26 protein-coding genes are annotated in these 24,099 nt (G+C 67.2%); 19 read left to right on the top strand and 7 right to left on the bottom strand.

From position 1 onward, the window contains the following. Positions 1–69: 69 nt before the first annotated feature. The 18 genes from CAL29_RS20455 to recO all read left to right on the top strand — a co-directional run bounded on the left by CAL29_RS20455 (position 70) and on the right by recO (position 16,020). Positions 70–645, top strand: coding sequence for a YceD family protein (locus CAL29_RS20455; RefSeq protein WP_094854859.1), 576 nt, complete (start codon positions 70–72; stop codon positions 643–645). A 53-nt stretch (positions 646–698) separates the two neighbouring features. After that, complete coding sequence (rpmF, locus tag CAL29_RS20450) at positions 699–881, top strand: 50S ribosomal protein L32 (RefSeq protein ID WP_094854858.1); 183 nt, start codon at positions 699–701, stop codon at positions 879–881. Positions 882–940: 59 nt separating this feature from the next. Continuing rightward, positions 941–2,005 (top strand): phosphate acyltransferase PlsX, encoded by a 1,065-nt coding sequence (gene plsX / locus CAL29_RS20445; protein WP_094854857.1) that lies wholly within the window; start codon positions 941–943, stop codon positions 2,003–2,005. Positions 2,006–2,016: 11 nt separating this feature from the next. Next, complete coding sequence (locus CAL29_RS20440) at positions 2,017–3,006, top strand: beta-ketoacyl-ACP synthase III (RefSeq protein WP_373559828.1); 990 nt, start codon at positions 2,017–2,019, stop codon at positions 3,004–3,006. Between the two features lie 13 nt (positions 3,007–3,019). Further along, on the top strand, positions 3,020–3,955 hold the full coding sequence (gene fabD / locus CAL29_RS20435; protein ID WP_094854855.1) for an ACP S-malonyltransferase: 936 nt from the start codon (positions 3,020–3,022) through the stop codon (positions 3,953–3,955). A 1-nt stretch (position 3,956) separates the two neighbouring features. Continuing rightward, complete coding sequence (fabG, locus tag CAL29_RS20430) at positions 3,957–4,700, top strand: 3-oxoacyl-ACP reductase FabG (protein WP_094854854.1); 744 nt, start codon at positions 3,957–3,959, stop codon at positions 4,698–4,700. 210 nt (positions 4,701–4,910) lie between these two features. Next, positions 4,911–5,150, top strand: a complete 240-nt coding sequence (gene acpP / locus CAL29_RS20425) for an acyl carrier protein (RefSeq protein WP_003813816.1) — start codon at positions 4,911–4,913, stop codon at positions 5,148–5,150. 218 nt (positions 5,151–5,368) lie between these two features. Further along, a complete protein-coding gene (gene fabF, locus CAL29_RS20420) occupies positions 5,369–6,598 on the top strand; it encodes a beta-ketoacyl-ACP synthase II (RefSeq protein WP_094854853.1) in 1,230 nt (409 codons plus the stop codon). Between the two features lies 1 nt (position 6,599). Continuing rightward, a complete protein-coding gene (locus tag CAL29_RS20415; RefSeq protein ID WP_094854852.1) occupies positions 6,600–7,142 on the top strand; it encodes a hypothetical protein in 543 nt (180 codons plus the stop codon). Continuing rightward, positions 7,139–7,738 carry an RNA polymerase sigma factor RpoE gene (gene rpoE, locus CAL29_RS20410; RefSeq protein ID WP_094854851.1) on the top strand — a complete coding sequence of 200 codons (600 nt, stop codon included), beginning with the start codon at positions 7,139–7,141 and terminating at the stop codon, positions 7,736–7,738. The genes CAL29_RS20415 and rpoE overlap by 4 nt, the downstream gene beginning before the upstream one ends. Positions 7,739–7,751: 13 nt before the next feature. Continuing rightward, on the top strand, positions 7,752–8,276 hold the full coding sequence (locus CAL29_RS20405; RefSeq protein WP_179284121.1) for a sigma-E factor negative regulatory protein: 525 nt from the start codon (positions 7,752–7,754) through the stop codon (positions 8,274–8,276). Between the two features lie 17 nt (positions 8,277–8,293). Continuing rightward, positions 8,294–9,337: a MucB/RseB C-terminal domain-containing protein gene (locus tag CAL29_RS20400; protein WP_179284120.1), complete on the top strand. Its 1,044-nt coding sequence runs from the start codon at positions 8,294–8,296 to the stop codon at positions 9,335–9,337. Between the two features lie 108 nt (positions 9,338–9,445). Beyond that, complete coding sequence (locus CAL29_RS20395) at positions 9,446–10,963, top strand: DegQ family serine endoprotease (RefSeq protein WP_373559801.1); 1,518 nt, start codon at positions 9,446–9,448, stop codon at positions 10,961–10,963. Between the two features lie 98 nt (positions 10,964–11,061). Continuing rightward, positions 11,062–12,855: a translation elongation factor 4 gene (gene lepA / locus CAL29_RS20390; protein WP_094854849.1), complete on the top strand. Its 1,794-nt coding sequence runs from the start codon at positions 11,062–11,064 to the stop codon at positions 12,853–12,855. A 20-nt stretch (positions 12,856–12,875) separates the two neighbouring features. After that, positions 12,876–13,775 (top strand): signal peptidase I, encoded by a 900-nt coding sequence (gene lepB / locus CAL29_RS20385; RefSeq protein WP_094854848.1) that lies wholly within the window; start codon positions 12,876–12,878, stop codon positions 13,773–13,775. Between the two features lies 1 nt (position 13,776). Beyond that, on the top strand, positions 13,777–14,535 hold the full coding sequence (gene rnc, locus CAL29_RS20380; protein WP_094854847.1) for a ribonuclease III: 759 nt from the start codon (positions 13,777–13,779) through the stop codon (positions 14,533–14,535). Continuing rightward, a complete protein-coding gene (era, locus tag CAL29_RS20375; protein ID WP_094854846.1) occupies positions 14,532–15,422 on the top strand; it encodes a GTPase Era in 891 nt (296 codons plus the stop codon). Before rnc ends, era begins: the two co-directional genes overlap by 4 nt. Before the next feature lie 7 nt (positions 15,423–15,429). Continuing rightward, positions 15,430–16,020: a DNA repair protein RecO gene (gene recO / locus CAL29_RS20370; protein ID WP_094854845.1), complete on the top strand. Its 591-nt coding sequence runs from the start codon at positions 15,430–15,432 to the stop codon at positions 16,018–16,020. Positions 16,021–16,085: 65 nt separating this feature from the next. Here the strand turns inward: recO and CAL29_RS20365 are convergent, their stop codons facing one another. From CAL29_RS20365 to CAL29_RS20340, 6 genes are all read right to left on the bottom strand, one after another. After that, positions 16,086–17,459, bottom strand: a complete 1,374-nt coding sequence (locus tag CAL29_RS20365; RefSeq protein WP_094854844.1) for an NTP/NDP exchange transporter — start codon at positions 17,457–17,459, stop codon at positions 16,086–16,088. A 159-nt stretch (positions 17,460–17,618) separates the two neighbouring features. Beyond that, positions 17,619–18,533, bottom strand: coding sequence for an aldo/keto reductase (locus tag CAL29_RS20360; RefSeq protein ID WP_094854843.1), 915 nt, complete (start codon positions 18,531–18,533; stop codon positions 17,619–17,621). Positions 18,534–18,629: 96 nt separating this feature from the next. Next, the gene (locus CAL29_RS20355; RefSeq protein WP_094854842.1) at positions 18,630–19,343 is read right to left on the bottom strand and encodes a Bax inhibitor-1/YccA family protein; all 714 of its coding nucleotides are present in this window, start codon (positions 19,341–19,343) and stop codon (positions 18,630–18,632) included. 211 nt (positions 19,344–19,554) lie between these two features. Then, positions 19,555–19,845 (bottom strand): hypothetical protein, encoded by a 291-nt coding sequence (locus tag CAL29_RS20350; RefSeq protein ID WP_094854841.1) that lies wholly within the window; start codon positions 19,843–19,845, stop codon positions 19,555–19,557. A gap of 34 nt (positions 19,846–19,879) precedes the next feature. Next, entirely contained in the window at positions 19,880–20,344 is a 465-nt protein-coding gene (locus tag CAL29_RS20345; protein ID WP_094854840.1) for a DNA polymerase III subunit chi, read from the bottom strand. Between the two features lie 13 nt (positions 20,345–20,357). After that, entirely contained in the window at positions 20,358–21,875 is a 1,518-nt protein-coding gene (locus tag CAL29_RS20340; RefSeq protein WP_094854839.1) for a leucyl aminopeptidase, read from the bottom strand. Positions 21,876–21,930: 55 nt separating this feature from the next. On the opposite strand from CAL29_RS20340, the gene lptF reads away from it, so the two are divergent. Continuing rightward, on the top strand, positions 21,931–23,058 hold the full coding sequence (gene lptF / locus CAL29_RS20335; RefSeq protein WP_094856784.1) for an LPS export ABC transporter permease LptF: 1,128 nt from the start codon (positions 21,931–21,933) through the stop codon (positions 23,056–23,058). Positions 23,059–23,154: 96 nt separating this feature from the next. Here lptF and CAL29_RS20330 read toward each other — a convergent pair whose 3' ends face one another. After that, the gene (locus tag CAL29_RS20330; RefSeq protein WP_094854838.1) at positions 23,155–24,075 is read right to left on the bottom strand and encodes a LysR family transcriptional regulator; all 921 of its coding nucleotides are present in this window, start codon (positions 24,073–24,075) and stop codon (positions 23,155–23,157) included. Positions 24,076–24,099: the final 24 nt, after the last annotated feature.

The following is a 24,099-nucleotide window of genomic DNA, read 5'->3' as shown; positions in this document are numbered from 1 at the left end:
AAGGGCGCCGCTACGGAAGCGGCGGCGCGGCAGGCCGCGGGTGGGTCGAAAGCGCCATCGAGAGAAGCGATGAAAAAGCAGCCGGCCGGCATCATCGACGCGTTCGAGTTCGTTCGCCTGGGCAAGCAGGCCGAAGGCAGCGTGCCGTTGGCGCGCATGCTGCGCGCGGTCGAGGGGCTGCCCAAGCAGCCCGACGACGCGAGCGGCGAAGTGCATTGGCAGTTGCGGGGCCTGCGCGGCGCGATGGACGAGCCCTTGCTGGAACTGCGGGTGCAGGCCAGTCCGGTGCTGATCTGCCAGCGTTGCATGGAGCCTTTTGCGTTTCCCATCGATGCGGAAGTATTGCTGCAATTGGTGCGCAACGAGTCCGAACTGGACGACGGCGGCTACGATGGCCGCGACGACGAGGATGAAGAAGAGGACGGCGAGCCGGGTTCCGGCGCGGCCGCCCCCGAGAAAGTAGTGGGATCGCAGCGTTTCGACGTGCTGTCCCAGGTTGAGGATGAATTGATTTTGAATATCCCCTACGTGCCCAGGCATGAAGTCTGCCCGGGCGCGGCGGGACAGGCAGGCCAGGAAAAATCCGAACCTGTCAAGCGTCCATCGCCGTTCGCGGTGCTGGAAAAACTGAAGCACAAAGATTGAGATCAACATTCGGGCTGCATCGCGTACAATGCGGCCCGATTCTAGGAGTCATCATGGCTGTTCAACAAAACAAGAAGTCCCCCTCCAAGCGCGGCATGCACCGCTCGCACGATTTCCTGGCCGCTCCGTCGACCGCGATCGAGCCGAACACGGGCGAAACGCACCTGCGTCACCACATCAGCCCCAACGGTTTCTACCGTGGCCGCAAGGTCATCAAGACCAAGAACGACGAGTAAGTCACCGCGTAACGCGTGACCGGACTGTTCGTTTAGGCTGGCGCTGATACTTGGCACCCGTGATACGCATCGCCATTGACTGCATGGGCGGCGATATAGGCCTGCCCACCACCATACCCGCGTCCATCGCGTTCGCCCGGCAATTTCCCGACGCCCGGCTGCTGCTGGTCGGCGTGCCCGATGCCATCGAAAAGGCATTGGGCGCGTCGCGGGACGTGCCGCGCGACCGGATCGAAATCGTGCCGGCCTCCGAGGTCGTCACGATGGACGATCCGGTCGAGGTCGCGCTGCGCCGCAAAAAGGATTCGTCCATGCGCCTGGCTGCCCAGGCGGTCAAGGACGGCCGCGCCGACGCCTGCGTGTCCGCCGGCAATACCGGCGCCTGGATGGCGATCACGCGCTACGTGCTGAAGACGATGGACGGCATCGACCGGCCGGCCATCGCCACGTCCATTCCCAACCAGGAAGGCCGCGCTACCACGGTGCTGGACCTGGGCGCGAACGTCGATTGCACGGCCGAGCACCTGCTGCAGTTCGCCATCATGGGCACCGCGCTGGCGCAGGCGCTCGATCATTGCGAGCGGCCCAAGGTCGGCCTGCTGAACATCGGCGAGGAAGTGATCAAGGGCAACGAGGTGGTGAAGGAAGCCGCCGAGCTGCTGCGCGCCAGTCCGCTGAACTTCCACGGCAACGTGGAGGGGAACGACATCTTCAAGGGCACGGTCGACGTCGTCGTTTGCGACGGCTTCGTCGGCAACGTGGTGCTGAAGTCCATCGAAGGCCTCGCCAAGATGATGAGCAGCGTCATCCGCGAGGAATTCAAACGCAACCTCATCACCCTGCTGGCGGGCGCCATCGCGTCGCCCGTCCTCAACCGCCTGCGCCGCCGCGTCGACAATCGCCGCTACAACGGCGCGGCGCTGCTGGGGCTGCGCGGGGTGGTCATCAAGAGCCACGGCTCGGCCGACGTCTATGCCTTCGGCTTCGCCTTGCAGCGCGCGCGCGAGGCGGTGGCCAGCAGGCTGCTGGAACGCATCATGCAAAGCGTGGCGCAGATCCACCAGAGCGTGCATACCAACAACGTGGCGACGGCATTGCCGCGCGCGGCGGGAGACTCCGCTTGAAACAGAATTCCTTGCAGTATTCCGCGATCACCGGCACGGGCAGCTATCTGCCCCCGCGCGTGGTTTCCAACGACGAGTTGGCGGCGGAGCTGGCCCAGCGCGACATCGCCACGTCGGACGAGTGGATCGTCGAGCGCACGGGCATCCGCCAGCGCCACCTGGCCGAGCGCGGCGTCACCACCAGCACCCTGGCCTCGGAGGCAGCGCGCCGCGCGATCGAGGACGCCGGCCTGCAGCCGGGCGATATCGACCTGGTCATCGTCGCCACGTCCACGCCCGATTTCGTCTTCCCCAGCACCGCCTGCCTGGTGCAGGACAAGCTCGGCATCCGCAACGGCGCGGCCTTCGACGTGCAGGCCGTGTGCAGCGGCTTCGTCTACGCCCTCACCACCGCCGACAGCTTCGTGCGCACCGGCCGCGCCCGCCATGCGCTGGTGATCGGCGCGGAAGTCTTCTCCCGCATTCTCGACTGGAACGACCGCTCCACCTGCGTGCTGTTCGGCGACGGCGCCGGCGCCGTGGTGTTGAGCGCCGCGGCCGAGCCCGGCATCCTCGCCGCGCAATTGCGCGCCGACGGCAGCCAGACCAAGATTCTTTGCGCGGCCGGCAACGTGGCCTATGGCGAAGTGGTCGGCGATCCCTTCCTGCGCATGGACGGCCAGGCCGTATTCAAGCAGGCCGTGACGGTGCTCGACCGCTCCGCCCGCGACGTCTGCGAGGAAGCGGGCGTCACGCTCGGCGATATCGACCTGCTGATCCCGCACCAGGCCAATCTGCGCATTCTCAATTTCCTGGCCCGTAAACTCGGCCTGCCCGCCGAAAAGCTGGTCGTCACGGTGGATCGCCATGCGAACACCTCGGCCGCCAGCGTGCCGCTGGCCCTGGACGCCGCGTGCCGCGAAGGCCGCATCCAGCCGGGGTGCACCGTGCTCATGCAAGGCGTGGGCGGCGGCTTTACCTGGGGCTCGGTCCTTGCCAGAATGACAGCCACGAAACGGTAATCCCGCCAAAAAGATGAAAATCGCTTTTGTATTTCCCGGACAGGGTTCTCAATCGGTAGGCATGCTCGATGCCTGGGCCGGCAACGCCGCCGTCGCCGACACGGTCGCGCGCGCCAGCGCCGCCCTGGGGCAGGACCTGGGCGCGCTCATCGGCCAGGGGCCCGCGGACCAGCTCAACCTCACCACCAATACCCAGCCCGCCATGCTGACGGCCGGCGTGGCCTTCTTCGCCGCCTGGCGCGCCGCCGGCGGTCCGCTGCCGGAAGTGGTCGCCGGCCACAGCCTGGGCGAATACGCCGCGCTGACCGCGGCCGGCGCCCTGCAGCTCGATGACGCCGTGCGCCTGGTGCGCATCCGCGCCGACGCCATGCAGGCCGCCGTGCCGGTGGGCACGGGCGCCATGGCCGCCATTCTCGGCCTGGACGACGACGCGGTCCGCGCCGCCTGTGCGCAGGGCGCGCAGGGCGAGGTGGTGGAAGCCGTCAATTTCAACGCCCCGGCCCAGGTCGTGATCGCCGGCCACAAGGCGGCGGTCGAGCGCGCCTGCGAAGCGGCGAAGGCGGCCGGCGCCAAGCGCGCCATCCTGCTGCCGGTTTCGGCGCCTTTCCATTCCAGCCTGCTGGAGCCCGCCGCGGCGGTGCTGTCCAAGGCCTTGAACGACGTCATCGTCAGCGCGCCCGCCATTCCCGTCATCAACAACGTCGACGTGCTGGCGCCGAGCGATCCCGCGTCCATCCGCGATGCGCTGGTGCGCCAGGCCTGGCATCCCGTGCGTTGGGTGGAAACCATCCGCGCCATCAAGGAGCAGGGCGTCACCCACGTGGTCGAATGCGGCCCCGGCAAGGTGCTGGCGGGCCTGGTCAAGCGCATCGACGGCGAACTGACGGGCCTGGCCATCACCGATCCGGCTTCCCTGGACGCCGCGCTGGCGCTGCTCGGAGGCAATTGAAATGGATAATGCAATGGACCTGCAAGGCAAACTGGCGCTGGTCACCGGCGCCACGCGCGGCATCGGCAAGGCGATTGCGCATGAACTCGCCGTGCGCGGCGCCACCGTGGTCGGCACCGCCACCTCGGAATCCGGCGCCCAGGCGATCGGCGAAGCCCTGGCCCAGTACGGCGGCCGCGGCGTGGTGCTGAACGTCACCGACGCCGCCGCCTGCGACGCGCTGCTCGAGACGCTGGCGAAGGACGGCGGCCCGCACATCCTGGTCAACAATGCCGGGATTACGCGCGACACGCTGGCCATGCGGATGAAGGACGAGGACTGGGACGCGGTGATCGATACCAACCTGGCCGCCGTTTTCCGCCTGTCGCGCGGCGTCATGCGCGTGATGATGAAGGCCCGCTGGGGCCGCATCATCAACGTCACCTCGGTGGTGGGCTCGTCCGGCAATCCGGGGCAGGCCAACTACGCGGCCGCCAAGGCCGGCGTGGCGGGCATGTCGCGTGCGCTGGCGCGCGAGCTGGGCAGCCGCGGCATTACCGTCAACTGCGTGGCCCCGGGTTTCGTCGACACCGACATGACCCGCGTCCTGGGCGAAAGCCAGACCGCCGCGCTGCTGCAGCAGATTCCCCTGGGCCGCCTGGGGTCGCCGTCGGATATCGCGCATGCGGTCGCCTTCCTGGCGGGGCCGCATGCCGGTTACATTACCGGCACGACTTTGCATGTGAACGGCGGGATGTATATGTAGTTTCCGCGGACCTCGCCCTGCCGCGGTCCTTCCCTTGAAATGACGGGGATAGGCCGATGTTGGACGAGGTTCGTCGCAAAGGTCGCCAGTCCGGCGTCCGCGTATTCCCGGTGGATGCTCCCCGGGGGTAGTTTTTTTCTCACGGTCCGGCGTTTGCATTCCTCTGCGCTTGGCTATAATTCGCGGGATTTTTCCCAATTGGAGATCTGCATGGAAAGCATCGAACAGCGCGTCAAGAAGATCGTCGCTGAACAACTTGGCGTCAATGAAGCCGAGATCAAGAACGAGTCTTCCTTTCTTGACGACCTCGGTGCCGATTCGCTCGACATGGTTGAGCTGGTCATGGCCCTCGAAGACGAATTCGAGACCGAGATCCCCGACGAAGAGGCAGAAAAGATCACGACCGTGCAACAAGCGATCGATTACATCAATTCGCACGGTAAGCAGTAAGCTAGCCTTTCCTTCCCCGCGCCGGGGGTTTGCTCCCCCGGCGGGAACCAGGGCGGTTTTTGGAACATGCCGCGCGCTCGCGCGGGGTCGGGCCGTGCGGCCCATGCCCGGGCGTGGCCATTCTGGCCCGCGTCCGACCGGCAGGCCCCGCGTGCTCGCGTCTCTCGCGGACGGCATGTTCCGGGCCGCCTTTGTTTTGTCTGTTTGAGGAGTCATCCGTGAAACGACGCGTCGTCATCACCGGACTGGGTATTGTCTGCCCCGTTGGCAACGACATTACCACTGCCTGGGACAATATCGTGAACGGACGTTCGGGCATTCGCCGCATCAGCCGTTTCGATCCCAGCGCCTTGACCACGCATATCGCCGGCGAGGTGCAGAACTTCGACGTCACGCAATACATGCCCGTGAAAGAAGCGCGTCAGATGGATACCTTCATCCATTACGGCCTGGCGGCCGGCGTGCAGGCCTGGCAGGATTGCGGCCTGGAAGTGACCGAGGAAAATGCCGAGCGCATCGGCGTGATCATCGGCTCGGGCATCGGCGGCCTGCCCCGTATCGAAGAGACCCAGACCGATCTGCTCGAACGCGGCCCGCGCCGTATTTCGCCTTTCTTCGTGCCGGGTTCGCTGATCAACCTGATTTCCGGCCAGTTGTCCATCAAGTACGGCATGAAGGGACCGAGCTACGCGGTCGTTTCCGCCTGCACGACGGGCCTGCACAGCATCGGCGATTCCGCTCGCCTGATCGAATACGGCGATGCCGACGTGATGGTCGCCGGCGGCGCCGAGTCGACGGTTTCTCCCCTGGGCATCGGCGGTTTCGCCGCCATGCGCGCGCTGTCCACCCGCAACGACGATCCGGCCACGGCCTCGCGTCCCTGGGACCGCGACCGCGACGGCTTCGTGCTGGGTGAGGGCGCCGGCGTGGTGGTGCTGGAAGAATACGAACACGCCAAGAAGCGCGGCGCGCGCATCTACGGCGAATTCGTCGGCTACGGCATGAGTTCCGACGCGTACCACATTACCGCCCCGGACAAGGACGGCCCGCGCCGCGGCGTGGTCAACGCCTTGCGCAACGGCGGCCTCAATCCGGAAGACGTGGATTACGTCAACGCCCATGGCACCTCGACGCCGCTGGGCGACAAGAACGAGACCGACGCCCTGAAGCTGGCTTTCGGCGACCATGCCCGCAAGCTGGTGGTCAATTCGACCAAGTCGATGACCGGCCACCTGCTCGGCGCCGCCGGCGGCATCGAGGCGGTCTTCACGACGCTGGCCGTGCACAACCAGGTCTCGCCGCCCACGATCAACATCTTCAACCAGGATCCCGAATGCGACCTGGACTACTGCGCCAACGAGGCGCGGCAGATGAAGATCAACGTCGCGTTGTCCAACTCCTTCGGGTTTGGCGGCACGAACGGGTCGATGGCCGTTCGCCGGATCTGACTTGAGCGCCACGGAGCATAGCGGCTGGATCCTGCGCGTGCCGGTGTTGCGGCCGCGCTGGGCCGCGCTTGCCGGGTCCGCCATGCGCTGGGCCGGCGGCGCGGCCGCCGCCTGCGCGCTGGCCTGGCTGGGCCTGCCCGCCGGGCTGGCCTGGACGCTGGCGCTGGCCGCCGTGGCGCTGGGCATTTACGCCGGCATTTCCCGCGCGCCCGCCGTGCGGGCCTTGCTGTTCACCGCCGATCATGCCTTGTACGTGCGCCAGCGCCGCGGCTGGCGTCCGCTGGCCTTGCGCGCCGCGGCGCGCGGCTGGCGCTGCCTTGCCTTGCAGGGCGATCTGCGGGCGCCGCTCAGTCCCCGCCGCGGGTCCTGGCGCGCGCGCCGGGTCGCCTTCACGGTCTGGCAGGATGCGCTGCCGGCTTCCGCCTGGCGCCGGCTGAACCTGCTGAGCCACCGGCGCCTGCGCCGCGCGGCGGCGGGCGGCCGGCAGGCGCTGGCGAGGACCGCGGCCAGGGCGGGGGCAGAGAAGGGGACGGGGCCCGCATGAGCGAACGCGAAATCGACGCCGAGCTGGTCGCCCGCGTCCAGCGCGGCGACAAGAAAGCTTTCGATCTGCTGGTAATGAAGTATCAGCGCAAGATCATGCGCCTGCTCTCGCGCATGATCCGCGACCCCGCGGAAATCGAGGACGTCGCCCAGGAAGCTTTCATCAAGGCATACCGCGCCTTGCCGCAATTCCGCGGCGAGAGCGCTTTCTATACCTGGCTGTACCGCATCGCCATCAACACCGCGCGCAACTGGCTGGCCTCCAGCGGACGCCGTCCCAGCGCCCCGACCGCGGTGGAAAACGAAGATGGTGAAACTTTTAACGAGGCGGACAACCTAAGCGATATAAGCACCCCCGAATCCATGGTCGCCAGCCGCGAGATCGCCGAAACGGTGAACGCGGCTATCGAGAGCTTGCCTGAAGAGCTGCGCACGGCGATCGTCCTGCGGGAAATTGAAGGAATGAGTTACGAAGACATCGCCCAGAGCATGGGGTGTCCCATCGGGACCGTGCGTTCGCGGATTTTTCGCGCGCGCGAGGCCGTCGCCGCCCGTTTGCGGCCCATGCTCGGCAACGATGCCGATCGTCGCTGGTAAGGAGCAAGTCATCATGCAACACACAGATCCGTCCGAACTGTCCGAGGAAGAACTGTCCTGGGAAGCGTCGGTGTCGGCCTGGATGGATGGCGAGGGTTTCGAGGAGTGGCTCGACGGACTGGAAGTCGCCGAAGGCCGGGAAACCTGGGATACCTACCACCTGATAGGCGATGTCATGCGGAATCCCGAGTTGGCGATCACCCCCTCCCCAGGTTTCAGCGCCCGCCTGTCGGCGGCGCTGGATAACGAGCTGACCATCGTGGCGGCGCCGCGCAAGCGCCGTTTCGCGCGGCCGTCGTGGCGCCTGGGCCTGTCCGGGGCCGCCATGGCCGCCGCCGTGGCCTCGGTGGTCTGGGTCGCCCAGCCCCTGCTGGGCGGCGGGACGCCGTCCCAGGAAACCCGCGTCATCGCCGACGCCACGCCCGCGGCGTCCTCCGCCGAGGAGCCCGTGCTCAGCGATTACCTCGAAGCGCACATGCAGATGGCCGGCCCCAGCGCCATCCGCCAGGTTTCCTTCGACCTGGGGGCCGGCCGCTGATGATCGCGACCTTGGCCATGCCCAGTCTGCGCGTAGCCTCGCGGGCGATGAGCCTGTCCTTCGTGGCGCTGCTGGGCTGCCTGGGTGGCGGACTGGCCCAGGCGCAGGGCAATCTGGCGGCGCGCACCCCCATGGGGGCCGAGGAAGCCCAGGCATTGCTGTCGCGCATCCAGGAGGCCGCCCGCAAGCTGGACTACTCGGGCATCTTCACCTACCAGCAGGGCGAACTGATCCAGTCCTCGCGCCTGGTGCACATGGTCGACGGCAGCGGCGAGCGCGAACGCCTCGAAGTGCTGGACGGGCAGCCGCGCGAATACCTGCGCCACAACGACGACGTGCAGTGCCTGGTGCCCGAGCGCAAGATCGTGCTGTCGCAGCAACGCCGCGCGGACCGTTTCCCGGGCCTGCTGCTGGGTTCGCCGGCTGCGGTCACGCGCTTCTACCACGTCTATGGCGACGCCGCGCCGCATCGCGTCGCCGGCCGCGAATGCCGCATGATCACCATCGAGCCCCTGGACAAGGCGCGTTATGGCTACCGCTTGTGCGCCGACGAACAGAACGACCTGCTGCTGAAGGCGCAGACGCTGTCGGCCGGCAACAGCGTCATCGAACAGGTGACGTTCACCACGCTGCGGCTGGGCAAGGACGTCGACGGCAAGCTGCTGGAGTCGCGCTGGCCGTACAAGGACTGGAAGGTCCAGCAGTCGACCATGCAGCCGGTCGACCTGGCGGCGCAGGGCTGGCGCATCCCGGTCCCGCCCGGCTTCGTCCAGGTGTCGCAGGTGGCCCGCATCCTGGGGCACAACGAATCGGTAAGCCAATTGGTCCTGTCCGACGGGCTGGCGGCCATTTCGGTTTTCATCGAGCCGTTCGACAAGAAGCGCAACAGCCGGCAGCCGCATGGCGCCTATCGGCGCGGCGCCGTCAGCGTCTATGGCACGCGCATTGCGGATTTCTGGCTGACCGCGCTGGGCGAAGTGCCTTCCGCCACGCTGGAGCACCTGGCGAAGGCAACCGAATTCGTGCCGCCCGCGGCCTCGGCCGTGCCCCCGCCGAAATAAGCAAGTTTTCAAGAAATCACGTCCGGCGCGCCATATCGCAGCGGGCCGGCACGGACTTTCGTATGAAATCCGTGGTAGAAAGACCCGTATATTTACGCGGAGTTGTACATGAACTTTTCCTATGAGAAGACGCAAGCGCTCCTGCGGCGCTTGCTGGTGACGATGGGCGCCGTCGCGGCGCTGGCCGGCGTGGCTGCCACGCCCGCACGGGCGCAGACCCAGGCGCAGACGCCCATGCCCACGGTCACGATGCCCGATTTCAGCAGCATCGTGGAGAAGGCCGATCCGGCGGTGGTCAATATCCGCACCACGGCGACCGTGCCCGTGCGCCGTCCGGGCCTGGACGGCCAGGATCCCTACGACCTGTTCCGCTTTTTCTTCGGCCCCGACTTCCAGCCGCCGGGCATGCCCGGCGTGCCCGGCCAGCGCACGCCGCGCGACAAGACGCCCAAGGACAGCAACAAGGAACCCGAAGAGCGCACCGTGCCGCGCGGCGTCGGTTCCGGCTTCTTCATTTCGGCCGACGGCTACGTGCTGACCAATAATCACGTCGTCAGCGACGCCACCGACATCTTCGTCACCACCACCGACGGCCGCGAGTTCAAGGCCAAGGTCATCGGCACCGACGAGCGCACCGACGTCGCCCTGCTCAAGATCGACGCCAAGGGCCTGACGCCGCTGCCCATCGGCGACGATTCCAAGCTCAAGAAGGGCCAGTGGGTGCTGGCCATCGGCTCGCCGTTCGGCCTGGATTCCACCGTCACGGCGGGGATCGTCAGCGCCATCAACCGCGACACCGGCGACTACCTGCCCTTCATCCAGACCGACGTGGCGGTCAACCCCGGCAACTCCGGCGGTCCGCTGCTGAACCTGGCCGGCGAGGTGGTCGGCATCAACTCGCAGATCATTTCGCGCAGCGGCGGCTTCATGGGGATTTCCCTGGCCATCCCGATCGACGAGGTCATGCGCGTGGTCGAGCAGTTGCGCGCCAACGGCAAGGTGACGCGCGGCCGCATCGGCGTGCAGATCGGCGAGGTGACCAACGACGTCGCCACCGCCATCGGCCTGTCCAAGGCGGAAGGCGCCCTGGTCAGCAGCGTCGAGGGCGACAGCCCCGCCGAGGCCGCCGGGGTGCAGCCGGGCGACGTCATCCTCAAGTTCAACGACCGCAGCATCGCCCGCTGGTCCGATCTGCCCCGCATGGTCGGCGAGACCAAGCCGGGCACCGTGGCGCCGCTGCAGGTCTGGCGCAAGGGCAAGTCGCTGACGCTGACGGTCAAGATCGCGGAAATCCAGCCGCCCAAGACCGCCGCCAAGGAGAAATCCAATCCCAAGACGGAACCGGAGTCCTCCAGCGCCCTGGGCCTGACCGTGGTCCCCGTGCCGGCCGAAACCCAGCGCAAGATGAAAATCACCGGCGGCGTCCTGGTGCGCCAGGCCGAAGGCGCCGCGGGCCGGGCCGGCATCATGGAAGGGGATATTGTGTTGGCAATAAACGACACGGATATCACCAGCCCGGACCAATTCGTCAAGACCGCCGGCAAGGTCGACAAGACCAAGTCGATCGGCGTGCTGGTGCGCCGCGGCGACCAGACCCAGTGGGTGGCGGTGCAGCCGTCCAAGTAAACGCAAAGACCGGCTAAAATCGCTGGTTGCCGCAACAAGGGGGCGCCTTGCGCCCCCTTGTTTTTGGCCGTTCCTTTTTTCCTCTTGTCCCCCTGTCTATGCAGCATATCCGCAACTTTTCCATCATCGCCCACATCGATCACGGCAAGTCGACCCTGGCCGACCGCCTGATCCAGCGCTGCGGCGGCCTGGCGGATCGCGAGATGTCGGCCCAGGTGCTCGACTCCATGGACATCGAGCGCGAGCGCGGCATCACCATCAAGGCCCAGACGGCCGCCCTGCAGTACAAGGCGCAGGACGGCAAGGTCTACAACCTGAACCTCATCGACACCCCGGGGCACGTCGACTTCTCGTACGAAGTCAGCCGCTCGCTGTCGGCCTGCGAGGGCGCGCTGCTGGTGGTCGACGCCTCGCAGGGGGTGGAGGCGCAGACGGTGGCCAACTGCTATACCGCGATCGAGCTGGGCGTGGAGGTGCTGCCGGTCCTCAACAAGATGGACCTGCCGCAGGCGGATCCGGACGGCGCGCGCCAGGAAGTGGAGGACGTGATCGGCATCGACGCGTCCGACGCCGTGCTGGCCAGCGCCAAGACCGGCATGGGCATCGACGAGATTCTCGAAACCGTGGTCGCGCGCGTGCCGCCGCCCCGGGGCGAGGTCGACGCCCCCCTGCAGGCCCTGATCATCGATTCCTGGTTCGACAACTATGTCGGCGTCGTCATGCTGGTGCGCATCGTCAACGGCGTGCTGCGGCCCAAGGACAAGATCCTGCTGATGGCCTCGGGCGCCACGCACCTGTGCGAACAGGTGGGCGTGTTCACGCCCAAGTCGGTGCAGCGGACGCAGTTGTCGGCCGGGGAGGTGGGGTTCATCATCGCGGGCATCAAGGAACTCGCCAACGCCAAGGTGGGCGACACCATCACCCTGGCGGGCAAGCCCGCGCCGGCGCCGCTGCCCGGTTTCAAGGAAGTGAAGCCGCAGGTGTTCGCGGGCCTCTATCCGGTGGAGAGCAGCGAATACGACCAACTGCGCGATTCGCTGGAAAAGCTCAAGCTCAACGACGCCGCGCTGATGTTCGAACCCGAAGTGTCGCAGGCGCTGGGCTTCGGCTTCCGCTGCGGCTTCCTCGGCCTGCTGCACATGGAAATCGTGCAGGAACGGCTGGAGCGCGAGTTCGACATGGACATCATCACCACCGCGCCGTCGGTGGTGTACGAGGTCGAACAGCGCGACGGCGAGGTGATCTTCATCGAAAGCCCCTCGCGCCTGCCCGAAATCGGCAAGATCGCCGAAATCCGCGAGCCCATCGTCAAGGTGACGCTGTTCATGCCGCAGGACTACGTCGGTCCCGTCATGACCCTGTGCAACAACAAGCGCGGCGTCCAGTTGAACATGAGCTACCACGGCCGCCAGGTGCACCTGGTGTACGAGATCCCGCTGGGCGAGATCGTGCTGGACTTCTTCGACAAGCTGAAGTCCGTCTCGCGCGGCTATGCCTCCATGGACTACGAGTTCCAGGAGTACCGCGCCGCCGACGTGGTGCGGGTCGACCTGTTGATCAACGGCGACAAGGTCGACGCCTTGTCGATGATCGTCCACCGCAGCAACGCCCGCTACCGCGCGCGCGAAGTGGTGTCCAAGATGCGCGAGCTGATCCCGCGCCAGATGTTCGACGTCGCCATCCAGGCGGCCATCGGCGCCGAGGTCATCGCCCGCGAGAACGTCAAGGCCCTGCGCAAGAACGTGCTCGCCAAGTGCTACGGCGGCGATATCACCCGCAAGAAGAAACTGCTGGAAAAGCAGAAGGCGGGCAAGAAACGGATGAAGCAGGTCGGTAGCGTGGAAATCCCGCAAGAGGCCTTCCTCGCCATCCTCCAAGTGGAAGACAAATAAGTTCCAATAAGGCATTACACATGAGCTGGAATTTCGCGCTGATCTTGTTCATCCTGCTGGTGGTCACCGGCGTCATCTGGTTGCTGGACATCACGGTGTTGCGCAAGTCGCGCAAGCGCAAGGGCGAAGAGGCCCGGGCGCAGTTCGACCGGGCCGCGGCGGCCGACACCGGCGCCGCCGATCCCGCCGAAACCGAGCGCCAGCGCCGCGCCGCGGTCGAGGCCGCCAGCCGCGCGCCGTGGTGGGTCGAATACGCCGTCAGCTTTTTCCCGGTGATCCTGTTCGTCTTCGTGCTGCGGTCCTTCGTGGTCGAGCCCTTCCGCATTCCGTCGGGGTCGATGCTGCCCACCCTGCAGTCCGGCGACCTGATCCTGGTGAACAAGTTCAGCCGCGGCATACGCCTGCCCATCCTGGACACCAAGATCATCAACACCGGCTCGCTGCAGCGCGGGGACGTCATCGTCTTCCGCTACCCGGTTGACCCGGACGTGGACTACATCAAGCGCGTGGTGGGCCTGCCGGGCGATGAAATCGCCTACCTGGACAAGAAACTGTATGTAAACGGCCAGGAAGTGACCCATACCCGCGACGGCAACTATTTCGAGCCGGACCGGGTCGCCTACGTGTCCCGATATAAGGAAAAATTGGGCGACGTTGAGCACGATATCCTGCTGGAAGAAGGAAAATACCAGCAATATGAGCCCATCTGGCAGTTCCCGTACTCGCAGAACTGTCAATACAGCCGGGCCGGGGTGCGCTGCAAGGTGCCCGAGGGGCAGTATTTCGCCATGGGCGACAATCGGGACAATAGCGCCGACAGCCGCTACTGGGGATTCGTTCCGGACGGTAATATCGTGGGCAAGGCCTTCTTCATCTGGATGAATTTCTCCGATCTGAGCCGGATCGGCCGATTCAATTGACATGTCCCTAGCCGCGCTGCAATCCCGTCTGGATCACCGCTTCGGTGACGAGGCCCTGCTGGAGCAGGCGCTGACTCATCGCAGCCATGGTGCGCGCCATAACGAGAGACTCGAATTCCTGGGCGATTCCGTCCTGAACTTCGTGGTCGCTTCCATGCTGTTCGATCGCTACGGCAAGATCGACGAGGGCGACCTCTCGCGGCTGCGCGCCAACCTGGTGAAGCAGGCTTCGCTGGCGGACATCGCGCAGAAGCTGGAGCTTTCGCACGACCTGCGCCTGGGCGAGGGCGAGCTGAAAAGCGGCGGCTTCCGCCGTCCCTCCATCCTGGCCGACACGCTGGAGGCCATTTTCGGCGCCGTCTTCCTGGATGGCGGCTTCGATGCCGCGCGCCGCGTCATCGCCCGCCTGTATCAACCCATCCTGGCTACCGTCGACCCCAAGACGCTGGGCAAGGACGCCAAGACGCTGCTGCAGGAATTCCTGCAAGGCCGCAAGCTGGCCTTGCCCGTGTATACGGTGATCGCCACCCACGGCGCCGCCCATAGCCAGCAATTCGAGGTCGAGTGCGCCATCCCCGCCTGGGAAATCAAGGTGGTGGGCGCCGGCGCCAGCCGCCGCGCGGCCGAGCAGGCCGCGGCCAAGTCGGCGCTGGAGGCGGCGCAGGCCGCCAGTCCCGCCAAGAACCCCAAGCGCGCGCCCCGCGCGCGCAAGACCGCGCAGCTATCCTTGCCCGTCGCGGTCGCCCAAGAAGTGAAATGAGCGAACAACCTTTCCGCTGCGGCTTCGTGGCCATCGTCGGCCGGCCGAACGTCGGCAAATCCACCCTGAACAATGCCCTCATCGGCAGCAAGATCTCCATCGTCTCGCGCAAGGCGCAGACGACGCGCCATCGCATCCATGGCGTGCTGACGCGCGACCATGAGCAGTTCGTCTTCGTCGACACGCCCGGTTTCCAGACCCGCCATGGCGGGACCATGAACCGCATGATGAATCGCGTGGTCACCCAGGCCTTGAACGACGTCGACGTGGTGGTGCACGTGGTCGAGGCGGGCAAGTGGTCGGAGGGCGACGCCAAGCTGCTGCCCCTGCTGCCCAAGGGCGAGCGCTGCATCCTCGCCGTCAACAAGATCGATGCGCTGAAGAGCCGGGACGAACTCTTTCCCTACGTGGCCCGGCTGAGCACGCTGCACGACTACGGGGCGGTGATTCCTGTCAGCGCCGCCAAGGACCGCCAGCTCGACGTCCTGCTGGACGAGATCGCCAAGCGCCTGCCCGAGAACGAAGCCATGTTCGAGGCCGATACGCTGACCGATCGCCCCAGGCGCTTCATCGCCGCCGAGCTGATCCGCGAGAAGATCTTCCGCCTGGTCGGCGACGAACTGCCCTATGGCTGCACCGTGGTCATCGAGCAATGGGAAGAAAGCGAGAAGGGCGCGCGCGTGGCCGCGTGCATTCTCGTCGAGCGCGACAGCTACAAGCCCATCCTGCTGGGCGCCGGCGGCATGCACATGAAGCGCATCGCTTCGGAGGCGCGCCAGGACATCGCCAAGATGCTGGACAAGCCGGTGCACCTGGAGGTCTACATCAAGGTGCGCAAGGGATGGTCGGAGCGCGAGAGCGCCTTGCGCGATCTGGGCTACGAGTAAGCCTTTCATGAGCCGGCGTTCTCCCCGGGTGCAGGACAGCCCCGCGTACATGCTGCATGCCACGCCGTGGCGCGAGACGTCGCTGGTGATCCAGGCTTTTTCCCGCGAGTTCGGCTGCGTCGCCATGGTGGCCAAGGGCGCCAAGCGGCCTTATTCCGTGTTGCGGCCGGTCCTGTCGGCGTTCCAGCCCCTGAGCCTGTCGTGGACCGGGGCGGGCGAGGTCAAGACGCTGACGCGGGCCGAGATCGCCGGGGTGCTGCCCCTGGCCGGCGGGGCCTTGATGTCGGCGTGGTACATGAACGAGCTGCTGCTGCGCCTGATGCCGCGCGAGGATGCCCATCCTGTCCTGTTCGATGCCTACCAGACCGCGTTGACCCAGTTGGCCGCCGGCAGCCGCGCGGCCGCCGCGCTGCGCCGCTTCGAATGGACCTTGCTGCGCGAAACCGGCTACGGCGTGGACGCGGAAATGCCGGATTTCGAGGATCCCGCCATCGAGCCCGCGCTGCGGCGCGACCTGCGCGAACGCCTGGCGCAGAACCTGGCCGGCCGCGAACTGGCGACGCGCCGGGTGCTGCTGGATCTGCAACGGCTGGGCTGATGCGGGCGAGCCGAGGCGTGCGGGTGGCTGCACGCGGGTTGATGCCTTGATGCCGCCGCCTTCCTTTATCGCAAGGTAGCCGGGCCGGTCCCGGTTCCGGTTCCGGTCTCATTCCCGGCTCCGGCCGCGGCCGCCTGGCGCGCATCGGTGGCGCGGCCCAGCAGATAGCCGCATATCGCCCACAGCCCGGCGCCCGCCGCGCCGACCAGCGCCACGATCGCGGCGCTATGCCCCAGGGCGTCGACGGCGGTCTTGACCCAGGCGCTGGCGGCGTCGCCGGCGCGGTAGACCACCGTATCGATGAAATTCTTGGCCTTGTACTTGTCCTCGGCGCTCACCGTGGTGAAGATCATTTCGCGGCCCGGCCTGACCAGCGCGTATTCGCCCACGCGGCGCAACACCATGACCACGGCCAGCACGCCGAAGACCGGCCAGGCCGCGAGCACGAGGAAGCCGGCGCAGATGGCCAGCGGGACGACGGTCAGCAGGAAAGTGACGCCCAGGCGCTGCGCCAGCCGGCCGGTGAGGAAAAGCTGTGTCAGCAGGGACAGCAGTTGCACGGTGAAGTCCAACGCGCTGAAGACCTGGATGCGCTGCGTCGGCGTGGCGAAGGCGTGGGCCACCAGGCGCGCCTGTTCCATGTACAGGAAGGTGCTGGCGGTGGCCAGCAGGACGACGAAGGCGGAAACGCCCAGCAGCAGCGGCGACTTGAAGGTGCGCGTGGCGCCGGCGACGATGCCGCCGCCGATGGGCCGCGAGGGATCCTCGTCGCGGCGCGGCGCCTGCGTGGCATCGCTTTCGGGTTGGCCCGCGCCCGCCCGGGCGCGCCAGCCCATGAGCCAGGATTTCAGGGGCAGCGTGGCCGCCAGCAGCGCGGCCGACAGCAGCACCAGCCCGGCCGCCCCCAGGGGGCCGGCCAGCACGCCGCCCAGCACGGGGCCGAGCAGGCCGCCGGTGCTGGCGCCGGCGGAGATGAAGGCGAAGAGCCGCTTGGCCTGGCTGGTGCGGAAAACGTCGGCCATCAGGCTCCAGGCGACCGAGACCACGAACAGGTTGAATACCGAGATCCATACGTAGAAGGCGCGCGCGCCCCATACGTTGTCGGGCGCGGCCTGGAACACCGCCGCGAAGACCACCAGGGTGGCCGCGAAGAAACCGTAGGCCCAGGTAACGAAGCGCGTGCGCGGCGTGCGCCGGGCCAGCCAGCCGAAGCAGGGCACGGCGGCCAGCATGACGAGAAAGGTGGCGGTGAACAGCCACTGCAGCTTGTCGACGCCGGCCGCGATGCCCAGGGTCTCGCGGATGGGGCGCAGCATGAAATAGCCGGTGAACAGGCAGAAGAAGAAGCCGAAGCCGCACACGGCGGCCCGCCCCTCGCCGGGCCGCACGTTGACGGCGCGGCTGGCGCGTTCGATGACGGAGGTGAACGGGCTGGTCATGGCGGTCGGATGAGAGACGGAGACGGCTTGCAGCTTGCTTGCGGTTTGCGGCCTGGCGATGGCGGCGGCTTCCCAGCTATCGACGCCAGGGCGCCCCGCGTGCCCTGCGTGCCGAAAAAAGGGCCCGGGCCGAGGCGCCCTCCGGACCGGGTAAAGAAATCAGGTGAACAGGGCGGCGATGCGCTCGCGCATGGCGGCGTCGGGCAGGCGGCCCCGGCCCGCAAGCAGATTGTCCGCCATATTGGCCGGTTTGGAAGTGGCCGGGATGACGCAGGTCACGGCGGGGTGGCCGATGATGAATTTCAGGAACAATTGCGCCCAACTGGTGCAGTCTATCTCCGCGGCCCAGGCCGGCAAGGCCTTGCCGCGCACCTGCCGGAACAGCGCGCCGTCGCGAAACGGGCGGTTGATCAGGACCGCCGCCCCGTGGGCCTGGCAGGCCGGCAGCAGGCGCTGCTCCGCGCCGCGCGCCGTGACCGACAGGTTGATCTGCACGAAATCGGGTTTCTCCCGCTCGACCAGGCGCGTCAGTTCGTCATGCGCCGATTCGGTGTAGTGGGTGATGCCGACGTAGCGCGTCACGCCCTGCTGCTTGAGTTCGCGCAGGAGGGCCAGTTGGTTGACCGTATCGATCAGGTTGTGGATCTGGATGAGGTCGAGCCGCTGCGATTTCAGCATGGCCTGCGAGTTGTGGACCTGGCGCAGCGCCGCGTCGCGCCCCGTGGCGCCGATCTTGGTGGCCAGGAAAATGCCGTCGCGCGCGTGCTGCCGGGCAAGCAGCTCGCCGGTGACGGCCTCGGCGCGGCCATAGCTGGGCGCGGTGTCGATGACGGCATTCTTGCCGGCCGCGGCGACCAGGCGTTTCAGGACGTCCTCCAGCGTGGCCATTTCCGCGCCTTGCGGGTCCACGTCGAAGGTGTCGGCGGTGCCCATGCCCACGGTGGGCAGCATCTCCCCCGTGGCGGGAATGGCCCGATGGTTTACCGGGCTGTCGGCGGCGCGGGCGACGCCGGAGAGCAGGGTGGCGGGCAGGCTGGCGCAGGCGGCTTGCAGCAGGCGGCGGCGGGTGGGCATGGCGGTATCTCCCTTGACGGCTGGCGCGCAAACGCGCGGGCCTCAATGCAAAAGGGCCGGCCGGAGGCCAGCCCTTCAACGACACCAGGGGTCGGCTTAGTTCCGGTTGCCGCCGGTGAAGGCGCTCAACAGGACCAGCAGGTTGGTGAAGACGTTGTAGACGTCCAGGTAGATGGCCAGGGTGGCGGTGACGTAGTTGGTTTCGCCGCCGTTGACCACGCGCTGCAGGTCCACCAGCATGAAGGCCGAGAAGATGACCACGGCCAGCGTGGAGATGGCCAGCATCATCGCGGGCAGTTGCAGGAAGATGTTGGCCAGCGCCGCCACGAGGATGACGATGGCGCCCGCGAACAGCCATTTCTGCATGCCGGACAGGTCGCGCTTCATGGTTGTCGACAAGGTCGCCATGGCGCCGAACACGACGGCGGTGCCGCCGAAGGCCATCATGATCAACTGCGAACCGTTCTGCAGCCCCATGACGAAGCCCAGCAGGCGCGACAGCATGACGCCCATGAAGAACGTGAAGGCCAGCAGCAGGGCGACGCCCAGCCCGCTGTTCTTGTTGCGTTCGATGCCGAACATCAGGCCGAAGGCGCCCAGCAGGAAAATGATGGCGGACATGCCCGGGCTGGCGGCCATGACGCGGTTGATGCCGGTATAGAGGCCGACCGCCGAGCCCAGCACCGTGGGAATGAGCGACACGGCCAGCAACCAGTACGTATTGCGCAAGACGCGGTTGCGGACCACTTCGCCCGGCGCGCCGGCGTAGGCGCCTGCGCGGTTAAAGGGGGACGGACGATAATCGTTCATGAGTTTGACTCCTGTAAGGGCCTTATGGAAGGCCACACGGTACTTGGACGCAAAGCATACCTGACAGTTCCCTGAAGTTTGGAATTTTATCAGCGCAAGCAAAGCAGAACATAGGGACAAATCCTGCCGCCGCAAGGTCCAGGGGACCTGGCTTGAGGCATTAATCCGTTCGAGCCAGGATAACAGGCCCAGGTTGCACCAGGCGGCTGCCTCAGCCGGGCCGCAGGCGCGATACCACGCGGGTCACCGCGGCCGGCAGTTCCGCTTCCATTTCCTCCCGCACGTGGGCCATGGCGCGTTCCAGCGCCTGCGCCAGCATGTGTTCCAGCTCGGCCTGGAGGGCGGCGCGCAGCACCGGGTCCGGGGGCAGCCGTGCCGCCCCGCGTTCCACGACCTCGGTGAGCAGCGGCGGCAGTTCCGCCGGCGCCTCGGCCGGGCGTGCCGGACCGGCCTGGATCGTGAGGGTGGGAATGGCGGGATCGTCGTCCCGGGTGTCGGACATGCGTAGGACCTCTTGGTGTTCCGGCCGGGCCGCTTCAGCCTTGCTGGCCGCGCTGCGCCCCGCCGATGGCGTGGCTCTGCGGTTCGTGGCCGGCGGCGGCATAGGCGCGCCAGCGCTGCCGCGCGGCCTGCCGGTCGGCGTCGTCCTGCGAGACGATTTCCAGCACCCGCTCATAGCCATCGTAGCCGGGCGGGCAGTCGTCGTCCAAATTGAGCAGCCAGGGCGGCGTGCCTTCGGGGCCGGCGGCCGCGGCCGCGCGCGCCGGGTCGGACGCCGTCAGCAGCACGGGGGTGACGCTGGCCAGCGCGTCGGTGGCCAGGACGTGCGGGATGAAGGAGATATCGTCCAGCGCCCACAGCAGGCGGTCGAAGGCGGACAGGCGGCTGGCGTCGGTGCAATAGACCACCAGCCGCTGGCCCGCCAGGTACTGCTTGCGCACGACCTGGCAGGCCGTGCGCAGGCGGTCGGGAGCGCCGAAGGCAAAGTCGATGCGCGGCATGCGGCGGCGCCGGTCAGGCCTGGTTCAGCAGGTACTGCATGAGCAGGGGCACCGGCCGGCCGGTCGAACCCTTGTCCTTGCCGCCCCGCCAGGCCGTGCCGGCGATGTCCAGGTGGGCCCAGCGGTAGGCCTTGGCGAAGCGCGACAGGAAGCAGGCCGCGGTCACCGCGCCGGCCGGCGGGCCGCCGATGTTGGCGATGTCGGCGAAGTTGGACTTCAACTGGTCCTGGTAGGCGTCGTCCAGGGGCATGCGCCAGGCGGGGTCGAGCGACTCGCGGCCGGCCTTCAGCAGGGCGTCGGCCAGGGCGTCGTCCTTGGAGAACAGGCCGCTGTTGACGTTGCCCAGGGCCACCACGCAGGCGCCGGTGAGCGTGGCGATGTCGATCACGGCGGAAGGCTTGAAGCGTTCCGCGTAGGTCAGGGCGTCGCACAGGATCAAACGGCCTTCGGCGTCCGTATTGAGGATTTCGACGGTCTGGCCCGACATGGTGGTGACCACGTCGCCCGGCTTGTTGGCCTTGCCGCTGGGCATGTTTTCGCAACTGGCGACCAGGCCGACGACCTCGAAGGGCAGTTCCAGCTCGGCCAGGGCGCGGAAGGTGCCCAGCACGCTGGCGGCCCCGCACATGTCGAATTTCATTTCGTCCATGGTGGCGGCCGGCTTGATCGAAATGCCGCCGGAATCGAAGGTGATGCCCTTGCCGACCAGCACCACCGGGCCCGCGCCGTCCTTGGCGGCGGCCTTGCGCGCGCCGGCCGGCTTGGGCGGCGTGTGGCGCAGCACGATGAAGCGCGGCGGCTCGTCGGAGCCGCGCGCCACCGACAGGAAGGAGCCCATGCCCAGGGCTTCGATCTGCTTGCGCTCCAGCACCTCGACCTTCAGCGATTTGAACTCGCGGCTCAGCTTCCGGGCCGTTTCGCCGAGGTAGGTGGGCGTGCAGACGTTGCCGGGCAGGTTGCCCAGCGTGCGCGCCAGCTCCATGCCGTTGGCGATGGCGCCGCCTTCGCGCAGGCCGGCCTGGGCCTGGGCGGCGTCGCTGCGCTCGATCACCTGCGTGATCTTGCGCAGCTTGGGCCGGGCGTCGCGGTCGGGTTTGCCGAAGGTGGCGTCGTAGTGGTAGGTGGTGTTGCCGGCCGCGATCGCCGCGGCGCGGGCGCGCGCGCGCAGCGTCGAATCGGGGTAGGCGTTGGCGGCCAGCGTCGAGACGCCCTCGGCCAACTGGGCCGACACCAGGTAGGCGGCGAAGCCCTGCTCGGCGGCGGCATGGGCGCGCGCGCCGTATTCGGCCTGCTTGCCCAGGCCGACCAGGACCACGCGCTGGGCCGTGACGCCGGGCAGGGCGCGCAAGACCAGGGTGCTGCCGGTGCGGCCGCGGAATTCGCTTTTCACGACGTCGCGCACGGCGCCGTTGCTGGCGCGGTCGATCAGTTCGGCGGCGGGAGACAGGATGCCGTCGGCGTAGACGCCCAGCGCCAGCGCGGCGGTCTTGATCTGGTGCAAGGAGGCGGTGCTGTGTGTGCTAAATTCCATGAGGGCTTTTTCCCGTGTGTCGTTCAGTGCGGACGATTATCCCGCATATTTTCCCATGTCCCTATTCAAACGGTCTGTCGTCAGCGAGATCACGAGTCACGCAGGCGTAGTGTTTTCCACGCTGGTGGTGGTTTGGCTCAGTGTTCTGCTGGTGCGCTTGCTGGGCGAAGCCGCCGGCGGCACGATCGGCGCGGACGTGGTGCTGGGCCTGGCGACCTTCTCCACCATCACCGCCTTGCCGACCATCATGACGGTGGCGCTGTTCATCGCGGTGTTGACCACGGTCACCCGCAATTACCGCGAGTCCGAGATGGTCGTCTGGTTCGCCAGCGGCCTGTCGCTGGCCGACTGGCTGCGTCCCGTCATGCGCGTGGCGATCCCGGTGGCTTTCATCGTGGCGGTCCTGACGCTGGAGGCCTCGCCGTGGGCCTACCGGCAGATCGGCGAATACCGCCAGCGCTTCGAGCAGCGTTCCGACCTGTCCAAGGTGACCGCCGGCCAGTTCGGCGAATCCAGCAGCGGCGACCGCGTGTTCTTCGCGGAGAATCCCACCGACCCGCATGACGAACTGGGCCACGTGTTCGTGCGCGCCATCGATCCGGAATGGCTCAGCGTGCTGACCGCGGACAGCGCGCACACCGAAGTCCAGCCCAACGGCGACCGTTTCCTGGTCCTGGGCGCGGGCCATCGCTACGACCTGAAGCCGGGCTCGGCCGAGTTCCGCATGGTCGCCTTCGACCATTACGGCGTGCGCCTGGAAAGCAAGAGCGGCACCGACCCGGTGGAGGCCGCGCGCGCGGCCGCCGAGCGTTCCAGCAAGGCCCGCTCGACGCTGCAACTGATGGACGACAACACCACCAGTTCGTGGTCGCAGGTGATGTGGCGTGTGTCCATGCCCCTGGCCGCGCTGAACCTGGCGCTGCTGGCGATTCCGCTGGGCGCGGTCAATCCGCGCCTGGGACGTTCCGGCGACCTGTTGATTTCCGGCCTGGTCGCGCTGCTGTACATGAACCTGATCAACCTGGTCCGGGCCTGGATCAGCGATGGCCGCATTCCCTTCGGCGTGGGCTCCTGGGCGATCCACGCGGTGGTGCTGGTCTTCGGCCTCTACCTGTTCCACCGCCGCCTGCGCGTGAAAGCGCCGCGCGACAAGGGCAAGCCGCCGACTCCGGCAGCGGCATGAGGGAAGGGCGCTGATATTGAATCGGCGCCCTTTTTCCTGAATAGCCCTCCATGCCTTATTCCGCGCCTGCTGCGCGCGCCGCCGGCCGGCGTGCCGTCAGGGCAGATAGCGCAATGCGCCGCCGCGCCCAGCCAGCAGCGCCGCGTTGCCCAGCACCGATTTGCGCATGAAATCCCACAGCAGGGTGACCCGCTTCAGCCTGCGCAGGTCCTCGTGGCAGTACATCCAGAAACTGCGGGTGATGGAGATTTCGCGCTCCAGGATGGGGACCAGGTGCGGATCCTGCGCCGCGATGAAGCAGGGCAGGATGGCCAGCGATTGTCCCTGCAGCGCCGCGTGGTACTGGGCAATGACGCTGGTGCTGCGCAACACCACCCGGCTGGCGGGCAGCACGTCCTCCAGGTAGCGCAGCCTTTCGCTGAAAAGCAGTTCGTCCACGTAGCCGATGAAGGTATGGCCGGACAGGTCGTCGCGGTGGCGGATGGCCGGATGGCGCGCCAGGTAGTCGGGCGTGCCGTAGAGTTTCAGGGCGTAGTCGCACAGCTTGCTGCACACGTAGGGCCCGCGCTGGGGGCGTTCGATGGTGATGGCGAGGTCCGCCTCGCGCTTGGACAGGCTGACGAAACGCGGCACCGGCAGGATGTCCAGGGTGATGTGCGGATAGCGGCGCTGGAAATCCGCGGCCAGCGGCGTCAATACGTAGCTGCCGAAACCCTCCGTGGCGCCGATGCGCATATGCCCCGAGGGCGCCTGGCCGACGCCGGACAGGTTCTCGCGCGCGTTGTGCACGCAGGTTTCCATCTGCTCGGCATGGACGAACAGCCGCTGGCCGTCCTCGGTCAGCATGAAGCCCGCGCTGCGGGACTTCTCGAACAGCAGGACGTCCATCTCGGCTTCCAGCGCGCGCACGCGGCGCGCGACGGTCGTGTGTTCCACGCCCAGCAGGCGGGCGGCGGCGCTCACGCGCTGCGTGCGCGCCACGGCCAGGAAATAGCGCAGGCTGTCCCAGTCCAGCATCTCGTCTTGCTCCGTTTTCGCGCC

Origin of the sequence: Bordetella genomosp. 10 (genome assembly GCF_002261225.1) — a bacterium.
Lineage (GTDB): Bacteria > Pseudomonadota > Gammaproteobacteria > Burkholderiales > Burkholderiaceae_B > Bordetella_C.
Note: the sequence above shows the minus strand (reverse complement) of the source record. Positions and strands in the feature narration are given on the sequence as shown.